Source organism: Polaromonas sp. SP1, from assembly GCF_003711205.1.
Taxonomy (GTDB): Bacteria; Pseudomonadota; Gammaproteobacteria; order Burkholderiales; family Burkholderiaceae_C; genus Polaromonas.
Genome location: NZ_CP031013.1, coordinates 3,940,685 through 3,955,797 on the forward strand (window position 1 = coordinate 3,940,685; position 15,113 = coordinate 3,955,797).

The following is a 15,113-nucleotide window of genomic DNA, read 5'->3' on the forward strand; positions in this document are numbered from 1 at the left end:
GCTTGAGCCCCCGAGCCCGCACGCCCCACAGGCTGCGGGCTTTTTGCTGGCCATTTGCTGGCCCTTCGCTGGTCATTTGTTGGCCGTTTTGCTATCAATTAGATAGATTCATGCCTATGGCACGCCTGGGCTGGAGCCTGTTTTTACTCATAATCCCGGCGGCGCAGCGGACTCGGCGGGCGTTGCCGCCGGTGCCAGCATTTCCTGCAGCAGCCACGTGCCGGCCCGGCCCAGCGGGCGCTGGCGCGACCAGACGGCGTCCACCGGCACGCGCCGCGGCCAGCCCCGTGCGTGCAGCTCCGCCAGCTTGCCGGTGGCAAAGCGCGTGACCATCCAGCGCGGGATGGCGGCCCAGCCAAAGCCGAGCACCGCCATTTCCATCAGCATGAGGTAGCTGGGCGCCGACCAGGCGCGGCGCGACTGCGCAGCGCCCTGCTCCGTCTCTATATAGGTGTCCAGCCGCAGCTCCCTGAAGTTGGCGAGCACCTCGGGTGTGATGTCTTTCATGCCGGCCAGCGGATGGGCGGTGGCCACAAACAGCGTGATCTCCGACTGCTCGGCAATGGTGGCAAAGCCGACGTCGGGCGGGTAGGCGTTTTGCGCCGCCACCACGCCGATGTGCGCCCGCCCCGTCTGCACCAGCGACACCAGGTCGCCATGCTCGGCAATCAGGCACTCAAACTCCAGGTCGGGAAAGCGGTTTTCAAAGGCCAGCAGCATCTCTTCAAAGCGGTCGGACTGGTAGGTGTCCGACCAGACCACGCTGAGTTTGGACTCCATGCCGCCGCCCAGCTGGCTGGCGGCGCGGTCCATCCGGTCGCTGGCGGCCAGGATCTCCTGCACCTTGCCCAGCATGACCCGGCCGTGCTCCGTGAGCGCCGGTTTGCGGCTGCTGCGGTCAAACAGCGTGATGCCCAGGTCGATTTCCAGGTTGGCGATGGCGCTGCTCACCGTCGACTGGCTTTTGCCCAGCTTGCGCGCTGCGGCTGAAAACGAGCCCAGCGTGGCGGCTTCGGCAAAGGCGGTCAGGGCTTCTGGTGAGTGGCGCATGGTGGTTTTTTAGGTTATCCATCTGTTTTTACGATGGTTATTGATTTTAATGTATTCGAAATAACGATGAAAATACCCGCATGGCTACCAGGCACCCGTGCTTTTGCACGCTGCTGATGGGGCCCCAATCAGTCAGAAAGTGAAGTGCATCGTGAGTCTGCAGAAATCCCTCAAAGAACGCTTTTTCCACGCCCTCGGGTTTGAAGTCCTGGCCATCGCCATCTGCGCGCCGCTAGGCGCCTGGCTGCTGGGTTATTCGCTCGCGCACATGGGCCTGCTGACCCTGATGGTCTCGCTCATGGCCATGGCCTGGAACATGGTCTTCAACGCCATCTTCGACCGGGCACAGCGCCGCATGGGCTTTCAGCGCACGCTGGGTGCGCGGGCCGTCCACGCAGTGCTGTTTGAAATCGGCCTGATCATCGCCGTGGTCCCGCTGGCCGCCTGGTGGCTGGACATTGGCCTCTGGGAAGCCTTTGTGCTGGACATCGCCATCGTGCTGTTTTTCCTGCCCTACACCTTCGGCTTTAACTGGGCCTACGACCACATCCGTGCCAAAGTTGTCGCCCGCCATCGCCGGCTGGCGCAGAAACACAAAGAAAAACAGAAGGCCTGCGCTTCAGCGGCCTGAACGCCGGGCGGCCTGGACCGCCCACGCGCCCCGCTTCATCACTTCATCTGCACGGAGCCCGACACGCTGACCTGGACGGTGCTCTTGCCGGCTTCCACCGGCACCGAGGAGTCGGCCATTTCGGACTTGGCCGCCATCGCCATCATGCGGGGGCGCGGCGGAAAGCTCTGGTCGTTGGCATTGATGGAGACTTCGCGCAGCGAGTAGTTGGCAAAACCAAAGCTGCGGGCCACCTCAGCGGCTTTGGCCTTGAAACGCTCGATCGCCTGGGCCTGGGCTTCGCCCTCGACTTTGGCGCGCTGCTCGCGGCTCAGGGCAAAACTCACATTGCCCATGGTCAGCGTCTGGATCTTGCCGGCCGTGCTGGTGATGCGCGGGAAGTCCTTGCCTTCCAGCACCAGTTCGGTCGAGCCCTGCCAGCCGTTGATCTTGCCGTCCTTGCCGTAGCGCGGGTACAGGCTGAAGTTGCCGGTGCGCACATCCATCTGGCCGGGAACGGCCGCCTGCTTGGCCAGGGCCAGCGCAGTATCAAGCGCCTGTTTGAGCTGGGTTTGCACGACGCCCGCGTCGGTGCCGTCACGCGTGGTGTTCAGCGAGATCGACAGCAGGTCCTGCTGTACTTCTACGGAGCCGGTGGTCGAGATCTGGGCCACGTTTTGCAGGGGCTCATGGTGCATGGTCTGGGCCATCACGCCGGAGGCCATGGCGGCGCCCGCCAGCAGGACACAGGCAGCTATCGATTTGGAAGTTCGCATTGGGATTTACCTTTCGGGTGGTTGATCTTGTCTTGGCCATGGTGGCGGCCGGGAAAGGAATGAAACGAAGGAGCGCGCAAAAAGGGGTTAAAACAGGGCAAAAAATTTTGCCCTTTGCAAGGGTGTCGCCGCTCCCGGTGTGCCGGCAGCCCGCACAAGCCGCCGAGTCTCGCCGTCATGGACCAGCGGCCGAATGAGCGGCCGCTGGTGCTTATGCAGCACGGGGCAGCAATTTTCACACGGCCTTTTTCGGATGGGTGTAGGAGGATTTCCACAATCAAATCCTGCGTATGCACGCTGCCGCAACTTATGTAACAGTGTGTCAAAGTGACTGAAAAATGAGACATCTCGTGTTTTCAGCCTTCAAAATGGCTCTGTTACAAATTACCAGACGACTATGACTCAAGCTCAACCTAACGCCCGCGCCGACAAAATCCTGATCCTTGACGACGATGCCCGCATCCGTGACCTGCTGCGCCGCTACCTCGCCCAGGAGGGTTTTGAAGTCATCCTCGCCGAAGACAGCAAGGCACTGAACCGCATCATGCTGCGCGACGCCGTCGACCTGATCGTGCTGGATCTGATGATGCCCGGCGAAGACGGCCTGTCCATCTGCCGCCGGTTGCGCGCCGCCAACGACCGCACGCCCATCATCATGCTCACCGCCAAAGGCGAGGACGTGGACCGCATCGTCGGCCTGGAAGTCGGCGCCGACGATTACCTGGCCAAACCCTTCAACCCGCGCGAGTTGCTGGCCCGCATCCATGCCGTGCTGCGCCGCCGCCCGACCGCCGAAGTGCCCGGCGCGCCGTCCAGCGACCAGGAAGTCATCACCTTCGGCCCCTTCTCGTTCGACATGGGCCTGCGCACCCTGCACAAGAACGGCGAAGAACTGCCGCTGACCACCGGCGAATTCGCCATGCTGAAAACCCTCGTGCGCCACCCGCGCCAGCCGCTGTCGCGCGAAAAGCTGGCCCAGCTGGCACGCGGACGCGAGTTCGAGCCCTTTGACCGCAGCCTGGACGTACAGGTCTCGCGCCTGCGCAAGCTGATCGAGGTCGACGCGGCTGTGCCCCGCTACATCCAGACCGTCTGGGGCATTGGCTACGTGTTTGTGCCGGATGGCACTAACTGACCCCCACGCTTTTCACTTCGCCTTCGGCTTCGTGTAATGCGCTGCCCCCCGAGGGGGCCGCCCGCCCTGCGGCCCGGCAAAGCCGGTTCCGCGGCGGAACTAGCCCCCACGGTCGCTCACTTCGTGTAGCTCCCTGCCCCCCGAGGGGGCCGCCCGCCCTGCGGCCCGGCAAAGCCGGTTCCGCGGCTCATGCTGGGTTTAAGAATTCTTTGGGCGCGACCAGCGGAAGCGCTTGTTTTTACCGCGGCTTCATGCCACCTGACGTGCGTCTGCAACAGGCGGCAACAGCTTGCCCGCCGTCGCGCAGGCGTATCGTGCTAACGTCCATAATCACCCGCGCTTACCGCACGCAACTGACTTTCCATGGACGCTACCAACCCCGCCCCCCTTGAAACCGCCCCGGCACCGCTGGAAATGCGCCCGCGGCGTGGCTTCAGCCTGTTCTGGCGGACTTTCTTTTTCCTGTCCCTGCTGTTGTTCGGCTCCATCGTGGCCTGGCTGCAGACCTTTCGTGCGCTCGAGTCCGAGCCGCGCGCCATCCAGAGCGCGCAGCAGCTGGCCTCGCTGGTCAACCTGAGCCGGGCTGCGCTGCGCTATTCGGACTCCATTGCCCGCGTCTCGCTGATCAAGACCCTGGCCGACGAGGAGCGTGTGCGCATCACGCCGCGTGAGCCCAAAGACAAATACGAATTGTTCGAAAGCGACGAGTTGGGCGAGCGCACGGCCGAAGAACTCAGGGCGCGGCTGGGCGGCGGCACCGTGGTGGCGAGCAGTGTCAACGGCCAGAAGGGCCTGTGGGTGGGTTTTGCCATCGACGGGGACTCCTACTGGCTGCTGACCGACCCGTCCAAGATCGGGCCGTCGCGCAACAGCACCTGGATCATCTGGTTGATCACGGCGGCGATCCTCTCGCTGGCGGGAGCGGCTTTTATCGCGCGGCTGATCAACCGGCCGCTCAAGCAGCTGTCGTTTGCGGCCAGCCGCATGCGCGATGGCGACTTTGACGCCAGCCTGCTGGACGAAAAAGTCGCCACCAGCGAAATCCGCGAGGTCAACATCGGCTTTAACCGCATGGCCGAGCAGCTCTCCAAGATCGAGCAGGACCGGGTCATCATGCTGGCCGGCATCTCGCACGACTTGCGCACGCCGCTGGCGCGCCTGCGCCTGGAAACCGAGATGAGCGTCTCCGACGCCGACGCGCGCGAGCACATGGCCGCCGACATCACCCAGCTGGACGCGATCATCGACAAGTTCCTCGACTACGCCCGGCCCGAGCCACCGCGGCTGGAGCGGGTGTCGCTCAATGCCGTAGTCGATGCGGCGGTGTACGCCGTGGCCGACTACGAAGACATGCGCGTGACCGTCACCATCCCCGACGACATGGCAGTACTGGCCGACGAAGTGGAGTTGTCCCGCGTCATCGCCAACTTGCTGGAAAACGCCAGGCGCTACGGCAAGACGCCCGAAACCGGCATCGCCCTGGTCGACATCGCCGCCAAGGCGCGCGACCAGTGGGTGCTGATCAAGGTGCGCGACCACGGCATGGGCGTGGCGCCCGAGACGCTCTCCAAACTCACGCGGCCGTTTTTCCGCGGCGATGCGGCGCGCACGGCGGCCACCGGTGCAGGCCTGGGCCTGGCGATTGTCGAGAAAACCATTCACCGCATGGGCGGCGTGTTCGGCCTGGCCAACACCGGCTCGGGCGGCCTGGCGGCGCACATCAAGCTGCGCAGGAACTGAGGTTGAAAGGGTTTGGGGCGGCGCAGGTTTTATAAGCCAAATATGCCTCCAGCCCAGACACCGCCTAGGCCTTTCGCTATTAAAACCATAGCACCCAGCCTTTAATACCCGGCGGCGGCTTAACGGTGCAGCAGGACCACGGCGCGGGCTTCCATGCCCAGGCCCTGCCCGACCGGGCCCAGTTTTTCCGCCGTCTTGGCCTTTACGTTCACCTGGCTGGCGTCCAGCCCCAAGGCCGCGGCGATATTGGCGCGCATGCCGGCGATGTGCGGCGCAAGCCGGGGCGCCTGCGCGATCACGGTGCTGTCGATGTTGCCGATCTTCCAGCCGAGTTCGGCCAGCTTTCGCCCCGCTTCCTTGAGCAACACCGAAGAGTCCGCGCCCTTGAAGCGCGCGTCGGTGTCCGGAAAGTGCGAGCCGATGTCGCCCAGCGCCGCCGCGCCCAGCAGCGCGTCGGTGATCGCGTGCAGCAGCACATCGGCATCCGAGTGGCCGAGCAGGCCCACGGTGTGGGGAATGTCGACGCCGCCGATGATGAGCTTGCGCCCGGGCACCAGCGCATGCGTGTCCCAGCCTTCACCGATTCGAAAGTTCATGGCGGTCATCGTGGGGCCTTGTTGGAGTGACGTGGGTGACGTGGGTGATGTGGGTGGGCTCGCATGGCTTATTTTCTGCGCCGCTCAAAGATGGCTTCAGCCAAGGCAAAGTCTTCCGGGTAGGTCACCTTGAAGTTCTGCGCGCTGCCGTTCACCAGCCGGGGCGACAGGCCTGCCGCCTCCATCGCGCTGGATTCGTCCGTCACCGCATCGCCCGCAAGCTGGAGCGCATCAATCAGCGGACCGATGCGAAACATCTGCGGCGTCTGCGCCAGCCATTTGTCACTGCGGTCCACCGTAGAGGCCACGCGGCCGTCGCGTTCGGTTTTGAGCGTGTCGGGCAGCTTTTGCGCCAGCAAGCCGCCCACGGCGTCGTTGCGGCACTCGTTGATCAGGGCCTTGATCTGCTCGGGCGTGACCAGGCAGCGCGCGGCATCGTGCACCAGCACCCAATCGTCCAGGTCAGCGCCGGGCTGCTGCTCCAGCATGGCTTTGAGGCCGTTGAGCACCGTGGCCGCACGCGTGGCGCCGCCGCCCACCAGCAGGACTTCATTGCGCTGGTTGAAATCAGGGAACACATCCAGAAAATCCTCGTCAGACGGGGAAATCACCACCCAGACCGCCGCAAAGCTGCCTGCCAGCGCCCTGAAGGCTTCGACCGTGTGCCGCACCATGGGCCGGCCGTCAATCAGGTGGTATTGCTTGGCCCTGGCGGTGCCGGCCCGGCTTCCCTGCCCGGCGCAGGGGATCAGCACAAAAAAACGGGCTCCGGAACGGGTATTGGCAGGGCTTGTCGTCATAACTTCATCATAGATTCTAAAATCGGGGATTGAACACGCAGGCACCCCACTCCAGATGGTTTGGGGTGCCTGGCTTTTGTCGCTTCATTTTTGAATACGCCCAGCCAGACCTCCACAGCGCCTCGATCCATGCAGCTACCCCCACTCGCCACCGGCAAACGCTACACCCTGCCCCAGCCCGCCGGTTCGGCCGATGCCTTGCTGCTGGCCCGCCTGGGCACGCGTGAAAAAGCCGCCGGCAAGCTCACCGCCATCATCACGTCGGACGCCACCACGGCCCAGCGCCTGATGGACGAGATCGCTTTTTTTGCGCCTGACTTGCGCTGCGCGCTCTTCCCCGACTGGGAAACCCTGCCCTACGACACCTTTTCGCCGCACCAGGACCTGATCAGCGAGCGCCTGGCCACGCTGTGGCGCATCCAGCAGCGCGACAAGGACACCGGCGCCGACGTCGTCATCGTGCCGGCCACCACCGCGCTGTACCGCCTGGCGCCGCCCAGTTTCCTGGCGGGCTACACCTTCCAGTTCAAGGTCAAGCAAAAGCTCGATGAAACGCGGCTCAAGGCCCAGCTCACGCTGGCCGGCTACAGCCACGTCACGCAGGTGGTCAGCCCCGGCGAATACGCGGTGCGCGGCGGCCTGATCGACCTGTTCCCCATGGGCAGCCTCGTGCCCTACCGCGTCGACCTGTTTGACGACGAGATCGACAGCATCCGCACGTTTGACCCGGACAGCCAGCGCAGCCTCTACCCCGTGCCGGAAGTGCGCCTTTTGCCGGGGCGTGAATTCCCGATGGACGACGAAGCGCGCGCGCGCTTTCGCAGCCGCTGGCGTGAGTTGCTCGACGGCGACCCGACCAAGAGCCGCATCTACAAGGACATGGGCAACGGCGTGGCTACCGCCGGCATCGAGTACTACCTGCCGCTCTTCTTTGAAGAAACCGCCACGGTGTTCGACTACCTGGGCAGCGATGCCACCGTGGTGCTGCACGGCGACCTGGAGCCGGCCTTCCAGCGCTTCTGGCAAGACACCAAAGACCGCTACCGCCTGGTGCGCGATGCGCCGGACCGCCCGGCGCTGCCGCCCGAGTCGCTCTTTCTGGGCGCCGAGCAGTTTTATGCGCGCGCCAACGACTACGCGCAGCTGGCCATACGCGCCGCGGTCGAAGACGTCGCCGACAACGCGCAGTTTCAAAAGCTGGGCGAAATGGCCGTGGTGCGCGGCGCTGAAGACCCGCTGGCCAAATTCAAGGGCCATGTGCGCAACACCGCCCACCGCGTGCTGGTGCTGGCTGAAAGCGACGGCCGGCGCGAAAGCCTGCTCGACTTCCTGCGCGCCAGCAGCGTCAGCCCGCCAGCCTTTGACTCGCTCGAAGACTTCCAGGTCAGCGACGAAAAGCTCGGCATCGCCACCGCGGCGCTGAACACCGGTTTCAGCTGGCTGGAAGAAGGCATCGACTTCATCACCGAGACCGAGCTGTTTGCCGCCGGCGCCACCGTGCGCCGCCGCAACAAAAAGCAGGAACAGGTCAGCGACGTTGAAGCGCTGATCAAGGATCTTTCCGAGCTCAACGTCGGCGACCCGGTGGTGCACAGCGCCCACGGCATAGGCCGCTACCGCGGCCTGATCAACATGGACCTGGGCCAGGGCACGAATGCCGACGGCACGCCACTGCTGCAGGAGTTTTTGCACCTTGAGTATGCCGACGGCGCCACGCTGTATGTGCCCGTCAGCCAGCTGCACCTGATCAGCCGCTACACCGGCGTCAGCGCCGAAGAAGCCCCATTGCACCGCCTGGGCAGCGGCCAGTGGGAAAAGGCCAAGCGCAAGGCCGCCGAGCAGATTCGCGATTCGGCCGCCGAGCTGCTCAACATCTACGCCCGCCGCGCCGCGCGCGAAGGCCATGCCTTCCGCTACTCGCCCGGCGACTACGAAACCTTTGCCAACGACTTCGGCTTTGACGAAACCGCCGACCAGCGCGCCGCCATCCATGCGGTGATCCAGGACATGATCAGCCCGCGCCCCATGGACAGGCTGGTTTGCGGCGACGTGGGCTTCGGCAAGACGGAAGTCGCCCTGCGCGCAGCCTTTATCGCCGTGACCGGCGGCAAGCAAGTGGCCCTGCTGGCGCCGACCACGTTGCTGGCCGAGCAGCACTACCAGACGCTGGTGGACCGCTTCGCCAAATGGCCGGTCAAAATCGCCGAGATGAGCCGCTTCCGCTCGGGCAAGGAGATCACCGCAGCCATCAAGGGCCTGGCCGACGGCACCGTCGACATCGTGGTCGGCACGCACAAGCTGCTGAGCCAGGACGTGAAGTTCGAACGCCTGGGCCTGCTCATCATCGATGAAGAGCACCGCTTCGGCGTGCGCCACAAAGAGGCGATGAAGGCGATGCGCGCCGAAGTCGATGTGCTGACGCTCACCGCCACGCCGATCCCGCGTACGCTGGGCATGGCGCTCGAAGGCCTGCGCGACCTGAGCGTGATCGCCACCGCGCCGCAGCGCCGCCTGGCCATCAAGACCTTTGTGCGCAGCGAAAACAACGGCGTGATCCGCGAAGCCGTGCTGCGCGAATTGAAGCGCGGCGGCCAGGTCTACTTCCTGCACAACGAAGTCGAGACCATCCAGAACCGGCGCGAAAAACTCGAAGAAATATTGCCCGAAGCCCGCATCGCCGTAGCCCACGGCCAGATGCCCGAGCGCGAGCTGGAGCGCGTGATGAAGGACTTCATCGCCCAGCGCTACAACCTGCTGCTGTGCTCGACCATCATCGAGACCGGCATCGACGTGCCGACCGCCAACACCATCGTGATGAGCCGCGCCGACAAGTTCGGCCTGGCGCAGCTGCACCAGCTGCGCGGCCGCGTGGGCCGCAGCCACCACCAGGCCTATGCCTATTTGATGGTGCCCGACATCGAAGGCCTGACCAAGCAGGCCAGCCAGCGGCTCGAAGCCATCCAGCAGATGGAGGAACTCGGCTCGGGCTTTTACCTGGCCATGCACGACCTGGAAATCCGCGGCACCGGCGAGGTACTGGGCGAGAACCAGAGCGGCAACATGCTCGAAGTCGGCTTTCAGCTCTACAACGAGATGCTCAGCGAAGCCGTGGCCTCGCTCAAAGCCGGGCGCGAACCCGACCTGCTGTCGCCGCTCAGCGTGACGACCGAAATCAACCTGCACGCCCCCGCCCTGCTGCCCAACGACTACTGCGGCGACGTGCACCTGCGCCTGTCCTTCTACAAAAAGCTGGCCACTGCCAAAAACACCGACCAGATCGACGCGCTGCTCGAAGAAATCGTCGACCGCTTCGGCAAGCTGCCGGCGCAGGCGCAGACACTGATCGACGTGCACCGCCTGCGCGTGATCGCCCGACCCTACGGCGTGGTCAAGGTCGATGCCGCGCCCAGCGGCATCAACATCACCTTCAAGAAAGACCCGCCCATCGATTCGATGGCCATCATGCACCTCATCCAGAAGAACCGGCACATCCGCCTGGCCGGCAACGACAAGCTGCGTATCGAGCGCGAGCTGCCGGAGCCCAAAGACCGCGCGCAAATGGTGCGCGACATCCTGCGCTCGCTCGGACAACCCAAAACCCCCTCCACCCCAGAAGCAACACCCGCATGACCCCCACGGAAATCTCCCCCGGCCTCGTCGTCAACGTCTCTACGCCCGACCTCAAGCTCAGCGACTTCAAGCTGATCGCCTTTGACATGGACTCCACGCTCATCAACATCGAGTGTGTGGACGAAATCGCAGACGCCGCCGGCCGCAAGGCCGAGGTGGCCGCCATCACCGAAGCCGCCATGCGCGGCGAGATCACCGACTACAAGGACAGTCTGCGCCAGCGCGTGACGCTGCTCAAGGGTGTGAGTGTGGCCAGCATGGACGAGGTCTACCACCAGCGCCTCCAACTCAACCCCGGCGCCGCCGAGCTGGTGCACGCCTGCAAGGAGGCCGGCATGAAGGTGCTGCTGGTCAGCGGCGGTTTCACCTTCTTCACCGACCGTGTGCGCGACGAGCTGGGCATCGACTACACGCGCTCCAATGTGCTGGAGGTGAAAGACGGCTACCTCACCGGCAAGATGGTCGACCAGCCTTGGGGCGACATCTGTGACGGTGAGGAAAAACGCAAGATGCTGCTGGAGACCTGCGGCAAGCTGGGCATCAACCCGCTGCAGGCGATTGCCATGGGCGACGGCGCCAACGACCTGCCGATGATGGGCGTGGCCGGCCTCTCGGTGGCCTACCACGCCAAGCCGCGCGTGCGCGAGCAGGCCATGGTCGCCATCAACGAAGGCGGACTGGACCGCCTGCTGGAGCTGGTGAAGTAAACAGATCACAAGACCAAAAAGGTCACAAAAAATCTCCGGACGAACCCACAAGGCGCACCCCGGAAGAAAGAACATCCCGTACCCATGCTGTTCAAGAAATTCGAGAACCTCCTTCACGCCTACCCTGAGGGCGAGCCCACGCTGCCGCCCAAGGGCTTCATGGCCTTTATCTGGGCCTGCAGCCGCGGCGCGCGCGGCTACATCCTGATGCTGGCGCTGCTGTCGGCGGCCATGTCGGCCTTTGAGGCCCTGCTCTTCGCCATGCTGGGCCGCGTGATCGACTGGCTGGGCAAGGCCGAGCCCGCGCGCCTGTGGATCGACCACGGCAGCACGCTGACGGTGCTGGCCTGGATCGTCGTGGCCAGCATCCTGGTGGTGGCGCTGCAGACCATCGTCAAGCACCAGACGATCGCCATCAACTTCCCGATGCGCCTGCGCTGGAACTTTCACCGCCTGATGCTGGGCCAGAGCATGGCCTTCTACCAGGACGAATTTGCCGGGCGGCTGACCACCAAGGTCATGCAGACGGCGCTGGCCGTGCGCGACACGCTGTTTGTGCTGGCCGACGTGCTGGTGGCCATGGCGGTGTATGTGGCGACCATGACGGTGCTGGCGGCCGCCTTCGACATGAAGCTGATCGCGCCCTTTTTGATCTGGCTGGTGCTGTACATCGCCGCGCTGTTTTTCTTTGTGCCCAAGCTGGGCCGCATCGGCAAGCAGCAGGCCGACGCACGCTCGCTGATGACGGGCCGCATCACCGACGCGTACACCAACATCACCACCGTCAAGCTGTTCTCGCACACGCAGCGCGAAGCGGCCTTTGCCCGCTCGGCCATGCAGGAGTTCATGAAGACGGGCTACAGCCAGATGCGGCTGGTGAGCAGCTTTGAGATCGTCAACCATGCGCTGAGCATGGGCCTGATCCTGGGCATGGCGGGCACCTCGCTGTGGCTGTGGAGCCTGGGCCAGGTCGGCGCCGGCGCCGTGGCCGCCGCCACCGCGATGGCGCTGCGGCTGCAGGGCATGTCGCACTGGATCATGTGGGAGATGACCAGCCTCTTTGAAAGCGTGGGCACCGTGCAGGACGGCATCAACACCCTGTCGCGCCCGCGCGTGATTGAAGACAAACCCGATGCGGCCACGCTCAGCGTGCCGCAGGGCGAAGTGCGCTTTGAAAACATCGGCTTCAGCTACGGCAAGGCCCCGCGCGTGATTGACGGCCTGACGCTAACGGTGAAGCCGGGCGAGAAGATCGGCCTCATCGGCCGCTCGGGTGCGGGCAAGTCCACGCTGGTCAACCTGCTGCTGCGCTTTCACGACCTGGACGCCGGCCGCATCCTGATCGACGGCCAGGACATTTCAACGGTCACGCAGGACAGCCTGCGCAGCCACATCGGCATGGTGACGCAAGACACCTCGCTGCTGCACCGTTCGGTGCGCGACAACATCACCTACAGCCGCCCCACCGCGACGGAGGAGCAGATGCGCACGGCCGCCCGCCGCGCCGAGGCCGACGGTTTTGTCGAATACCTGAGCGACCCGGCCGGCCGCAAGGGCTACGACGCCCATGTGGGCGAGCGCGGCGTGAAGCTCTCGGGCGGGCAGCGCCAGCGCATCGCGATTGCGCGCGTGATGCTCAAGGACGCGCCCATCCTGCTGCTGGATGAAGCCACCAGCGCACTCGACTCCGAAGTCGAGGTCGCCATCCAGGGCAGCCTGAACACGCTGATGCAGGGCAAGACGGTGATTGCGATTGCCCACCGCCTCTCGACCATCGCCGCGATGGACAGGCTGATCGTGCTGGACCAGGGCCGCATCGTCGAAGAAGGCGACCACCGCAGCCTGCTGGCCAACGGCGGCTTGTATGCGCGCCTGTGGGCGCACCAGAGCGGCGGCTTTTTGAGCGACAACCTGGAAGAGGACGCGCTGGCGGTTTGAGCTAGCCGGCTGGGGCGGGTGCTCGTTTGCTATTGTTTTAATAGCTACCCGCCCATGCTGCCATTGGGCTAAGGCGCGATTCTTCTTTCAAACAAGGACGCACTCGTTCGCATATTCAATCGCTGAATATGACCAATCTTGCTCCCACCATGAGCACAAGAAGTCCAACAGTGACCACGTTGACCCACATGGATGCCGAGAGCATTCGCGTGCTGCGATACGCCTCTTTGAACATCAACTTCTTTAGCCAAAAGGTGACGGTGATCAAGCCTAAAAGCGCCCCACAGAACAGGGTGAATGTTGATGGGATCAAGTAGATCGGCGCTGGCCAGGCGAAGTGGAACTTGTACAGGTTGGCAACTGCAGCGAAGAACCGTTCCAGAGCGAACAAAAAAAACAGCGCCGAGGCAACCATCACGCCGAGCGCAAAAATCCTGAACATGACAAATTTCTTGTTTTGAATTAACAACTGGGCCTCTCTTTTTTATAGTGCGCGGTTAGTGCATCTTGCCAGTTGTGTTGTGCTTCAACGAACATCTAGATCTTCTCAACCACCGGCCGCCCCGCCTGTACCGCAAACTGCGCCAGCGTTTGCACCCCGCTGTCCGCACGCGTCACGTCGTCCACCACACGCAAGGTGGTGGTCAGCTTGCGCGGCGTCAGCTCCACCACGCCGTAGCCCCGGCGCTCTGAATCCGCAAAGATGAAGTGCGGGTTCTCGGCCAGGTGGTCCGGGATTTTTGCGTTGCCGGCCGAGCGGGACGTGATGCTGGTGCCGCAAAACTCGGCGCCTATCGCCGCGCTGGCCGCATCGGCGTAGTCGGCTTTGACATGGCCGACCCAGTTCTCATGCACGTCCCCGCCCAGGATGACCGGGTTGGCGACGGCGTGCTTTTGCAGGGCGTTGGTGAAGCGGGTACGCGCTGCCGCATAACCGTCCCAACCGTCGTTCCACAAGGTCTGGCCGGGGCCGCGGTGAAAGTCACGCTGGCCCAGCAGCGACTGCTGGCCCACCACGTTCCATGCGCTTTCCCTGCTGGCGGCTTTGCCCCATTCGGCGTCCAGCCAGCTTTCCTGTTGCCGGCCCAGCATGCTGCGGGCCGGGTCGTTCCAGGCTGCGCAATGCACCGGGTTCAGCGTGCTGGAGCCGGCTTTGCCGTCCCGTGAGCAGACCTGCGCATCCTTGTATTGCCGCGCGTCGAGCATGTAGAGCGAGGCCAGGCGGCCATAAGGCACGCGCTGGTAGATGCGCATCTCGGCGCCGCTCGCCAAGCCTGCCAAGGCCTGGGTGAGTACTGATGCGCGCACCGGCATGTGCTCATAAAAGGCCTGGTAGGCGGCGGCGCGGCGGGCGGCAAAGTCAGGCACCGGCGGCCCGCTGTTGCCGGGTGCAGCGCCCGCATAGTCGTTTTGCACCTCGTGGTCGTCCCAGGTGACCATCCACGGGCAGGCGGCGTGCATGGCCTGCAAGTCGGCGTCGCTTTTGTGCAGGGCATAGCGCTGGCGGTAGTCGTCGAGCGTGAGCACCCAGCCGCCTGTGGGCACGCGCACGGCCTGGCCGGCGTGGGGGTATTCGTAGATGTAGTCGCCCAGGAAGAGCACGAGGTCCAGGTTCTCCTCACGCATGTGGCGCAAGGCGCTGTAGTAACCGTGCTCCCAGCGCTGGCAGGAGGCATAGGCCAGGCGAAGCCGCGCCACAACGGCATCGGGCGCCGGAAAGGTGCGGGTGCGGCCTGTCGCGCTCACCGCGTCACCCGCCACAAAGCGGTAGAAGTACCAGCGGTCGGGCTCAAGGCCCTGCACTTCCACGTGCACCGAATGGGCCAGGCCGGGCACGGCCTGGGCCTGCCCTGTTTGCACCATGCGCGAGAACCTGTCGTCATGCGCAAGCTCCCATCGCACGGCGACGGGGCCTTGCTGCAGGCGCAGGGCATCGCCGTTTGGCAGGGCCAGTCGCGTCCAGAGCACGACCGAGTCATGCGTGGGCGAACCGCTGGCCACACCGAGTGTGAAAGGGTTGCCGCCGATGCGCGCCTGGGACCATGCGCTGCGCGGCAAATACAGGCCTGCCCCCGCCGCCGCCAGTGATTGCAGCAGCCGGCGTCGCTGAATCAAGGCGGGCGTGCTCATG

Annotated in this window: 12 protein-coding genes; 6 read left to right on the forward strand and 6 right to left on the reverse strand. The window is 64.4% G+C overall.

Features of this window, described 5'->3' with window-relative positions; all coding sequences use genetic code 11:
* Nucleotides 1–147 precede the first annotated feature (147 nt).
* Nucleotides 148–1,050 carry a LysR family transcriptional regulator gene (locus DT070_RS18675; protein WP_122956755.1) on the reverse strand — a complete coding sequence of 301 codons (903 nt, stop codon included), beginning with the start codon at nucleotides 1,048–1,050 and terminating at the stop codon, nucleotides 148–150.
* 148 nt (nucleotides 1,051–1,198) lie between these two features.
* Here DT070_RS18675 and DT070_RS18680 point away from each other — a divergent pair, with 148 nt between their 5' ends.
* Nucleotides 1,199–1,681, forward strand: coding sequence for a multidrug/biocide efflux PACE transporter (locus DT070_RS18680; protein ID WP_122957487.1), 483 nt, complete (start codon nucleotides 1,199–1,201; stop codon nucleotides 1,679–1,681).
* A gap of 38 nt (nucleotides 1,682–1,719) precedes the next feature.
* On the opposite strand, the gene DT070_RS18685 is transcribed toward DT070_RS18680, so the two are convergent.
* Entirely contained in the window at nucleotides 1,720–2,436 is a 717-nt protein-coding gene (locus tag DT070_RS18685; RefSeq protein ID WP_122956756.1) for an SIMPL domain-containing protein, read from the reverse strand.
* Nucleotides 2,437–2,833: 397 nt separating this feature from the next.
* On the opposite strand from DT070_RS18685, the gene ompR reads away from it, so the two are divergent.
* A complete protein-coding gene (ompR, locus tag DT070_RS18690; protein ID WP_007866319.1) occupies nucleotides 2,834–3,571 on the forward strand; it encodes a two-component system response regulator OmpR in 738 nt (245 codons plus the stop codon).
* A 363-nt stretch (nucleotides 3,572–3,934) separates the two neighbouring features.
* Complete coding sequence (locus DT070_RS18695) at nucleotides 3,935–5,311, forward strand: sensor histidine kinase (RefSeq protein ID WP_122956757.1); 1,377 nt, start codon at nucleotides 3,935–3,937, stop codon at nucleotides 5,309–5,311.
* A gap of 119 nt (nucleotides 5,312–5,430) precedes the next feature.
* Here the strand turns inward: DT070_RS18695 and ispF are convergent, their stop codons facing one another.
* Nucleotides 5,431–5,916, reverse strand: a complete 486-nt coding sequence (gene ispF, locus DT070_RS18700) for a 2-C-methyl-D-erythritol 2,4-cyclodiphosphate synthase (RefSeq protein WP_194965898.1) — start codon at nucleotides 5,914–5,916, stop codon at nucleotides 5,431–5,433.
* A 59-nt stretch (nucleotides 5,917–5,975) separates the two neighbouring features.
* A complete protein-coding gene (gene ispD, locus DT070_RS18705; protein ID WP_122956758.1) occupies nucleotides 5,976–6,707 on the reverse strand; it encodes a 2-C-methyl-D-erythritol 4-phosphate cytidylyltransferase in 732 nt (243 codons plus the stop codon).
* 129 nt (nucleotides 6,708–6,836) lie between these two features.
* On the opposite strand from ispD, the gene mfd reads away from it, so the two are divergent.
* From mfd to DT070_RS18720, 3 genes are all read left to right on the forward strand, one after another.
* Nucleotides 6,837–10,337: a transcription-repair coupling factor gene (gene mfd / locus DT070_RS18710; protein WP_122956759.1), complete on the forward strand. Its 3,501-nt coding sequence runs from the start codon at nucleotides 6,837–6,839 to the stop codon at nucleotides 10,335–10,337.
* On the forward strand, nucleotides 10,334–11,044 hold the full coding sequence (serB, locus tag DT070_RS18715; protein WP_122956760.1) for a phosphoserine phosphatase SerB: 711 nt from the start codon (nucleotides 10,334–10,336) through the stop codon (nucleotides 11,042–11,044). Before mfd ends, serB begins: the two co-directional genes overlap by 4 nt.
* Before the next feature lie 84 nt (nucleotides 11,045–11,128).
* Nucleotides 11,129–12,982: an ABC transporter ATP-binding protein gene (locus DT070_RS18720; protein WP_122956761.1), complete on the forward strand. Its 1,854-nt coding sequence runs from the start codon at nucleotides 11,129–11,131 to the stop codon at nucleotides 12,980–12,982.
* 115 nt (nucleotides 12,983–13,097) lie between these two features.
* On the opposite strand, the gene DT070_RS18725 is transcribed toward DT070_RS18720, so the two are convergent.
* Both DT070_RS18725 and DT070_RS18730 read right to left on the reverse strand, forming a co-directional pair.
* Nucleotides 13,098–13,424: a hypothetical protein gene (locus tag DT070_RS18725; RefSeq protein WP_122956762.1), complete on the reverse strand. Its 327-nt coding sequence runs from the start codon at nucleotides 13,422–13,424 to the stop codon at nucleotides 13,098–13,100.
* A gap of 95 nt (nucleotides 13,425–13,519) precedes the next feature.
* Nucleotides 13,520–15,112, reverse strand: a complete 1,593-nt coding sequence (locus tag DT070_RS18730; RefSeq protein WP_122956763.1) for an alkaline phosphatase — start codon at nucleotides 15,110–15,112, stop codon at nucleotides 13,520–13,522.
* Nucleotide 15,113: the final 1 nt, after the last annotated feature.

What these genes read in the sequence shown, in the direction of transcription:
- DT070_RS18675 (WP_122956755.1), bottom strand. Translation starts at nt 1,050, where the DNA reads ATGCGCCACTCACCAGAAGCCCTGACCGCCTTTGCCGAAGCCGCCACG.
- DT070_RS18685 (WP_122956756.1), bottom strand. Translation starts at nt 2,436, where the DNA reads ATGCGAACTTCCAAATCGATAGCTGCCTGTGTCCTGCTGGCGGGCGCC.
- ompR (WP_007866319.1), top strand. Translation starts at nt 2,834, where the DNA reads ATGACTCAAGCTCAACCTAACGCCCGCGCCGACAAAATCCTGATCCTT.
- DT070_RS18695 (WP_122956757.1), top strand. Translation starts at nt 3,935, where the DNA reads ATGGACGCTACCAACCCCGCCCCCCTTGAAACCGCCCCGGCACCGCTG.
- ispF (WP_194965898.1), bottom strand. Translation starts at nt 5,916, where the DNA reads ATGACCGCCATGAACTTTCGAATCGGTGAAGGCTGGGACACGCATGCG.
- ispD (WP_122956758.1), bottom strand. Translation starts at nt 6,707, where the DNA reads ATGACGACAAGCCCTGCCAATACCCGTTCCGGAGCCCGTTTTTTTGTG.
- mfd (WP_122956759.1), top strand. Translation starts at nt 6,837, where the DNA reads ATGCAGCTACCCCCACTCGCCACCGGCAAACGCTACACCCTGCCCCAG.
- serB (WP_122956760.1), top strand. Translation starts at nt 10,334, where the DNA reads ATGACCCCCACGGAAATCTCCCCCGGCCTCGTCGTCAACGTCTCTACG.
- DT070_RS18720 (WP_122956761.1), top strand. Translation starts at nt 11,129, where the DNA reads ATGCTGTTCAAGAAATTCGAGAACCTCCTTCACGCCTACCCTGAGGGC.
- DT070_RS18725 (WP_122956762.1), bottom strand. Translation starts at nt 13,424, where the DNA reads ATGTTCAGGATTTTTGCGCTCGGCGTGATGGTTGCCTCGGCGCTGTTT.
- DT070_RS18730 (WP_122956763.1), bottom strand. Translation starts at nt 15,112, where the DNA reads ATGAGCACGCCCGCCTTGATTCAGCGACGCCGGCTGCTGCAATCACTG.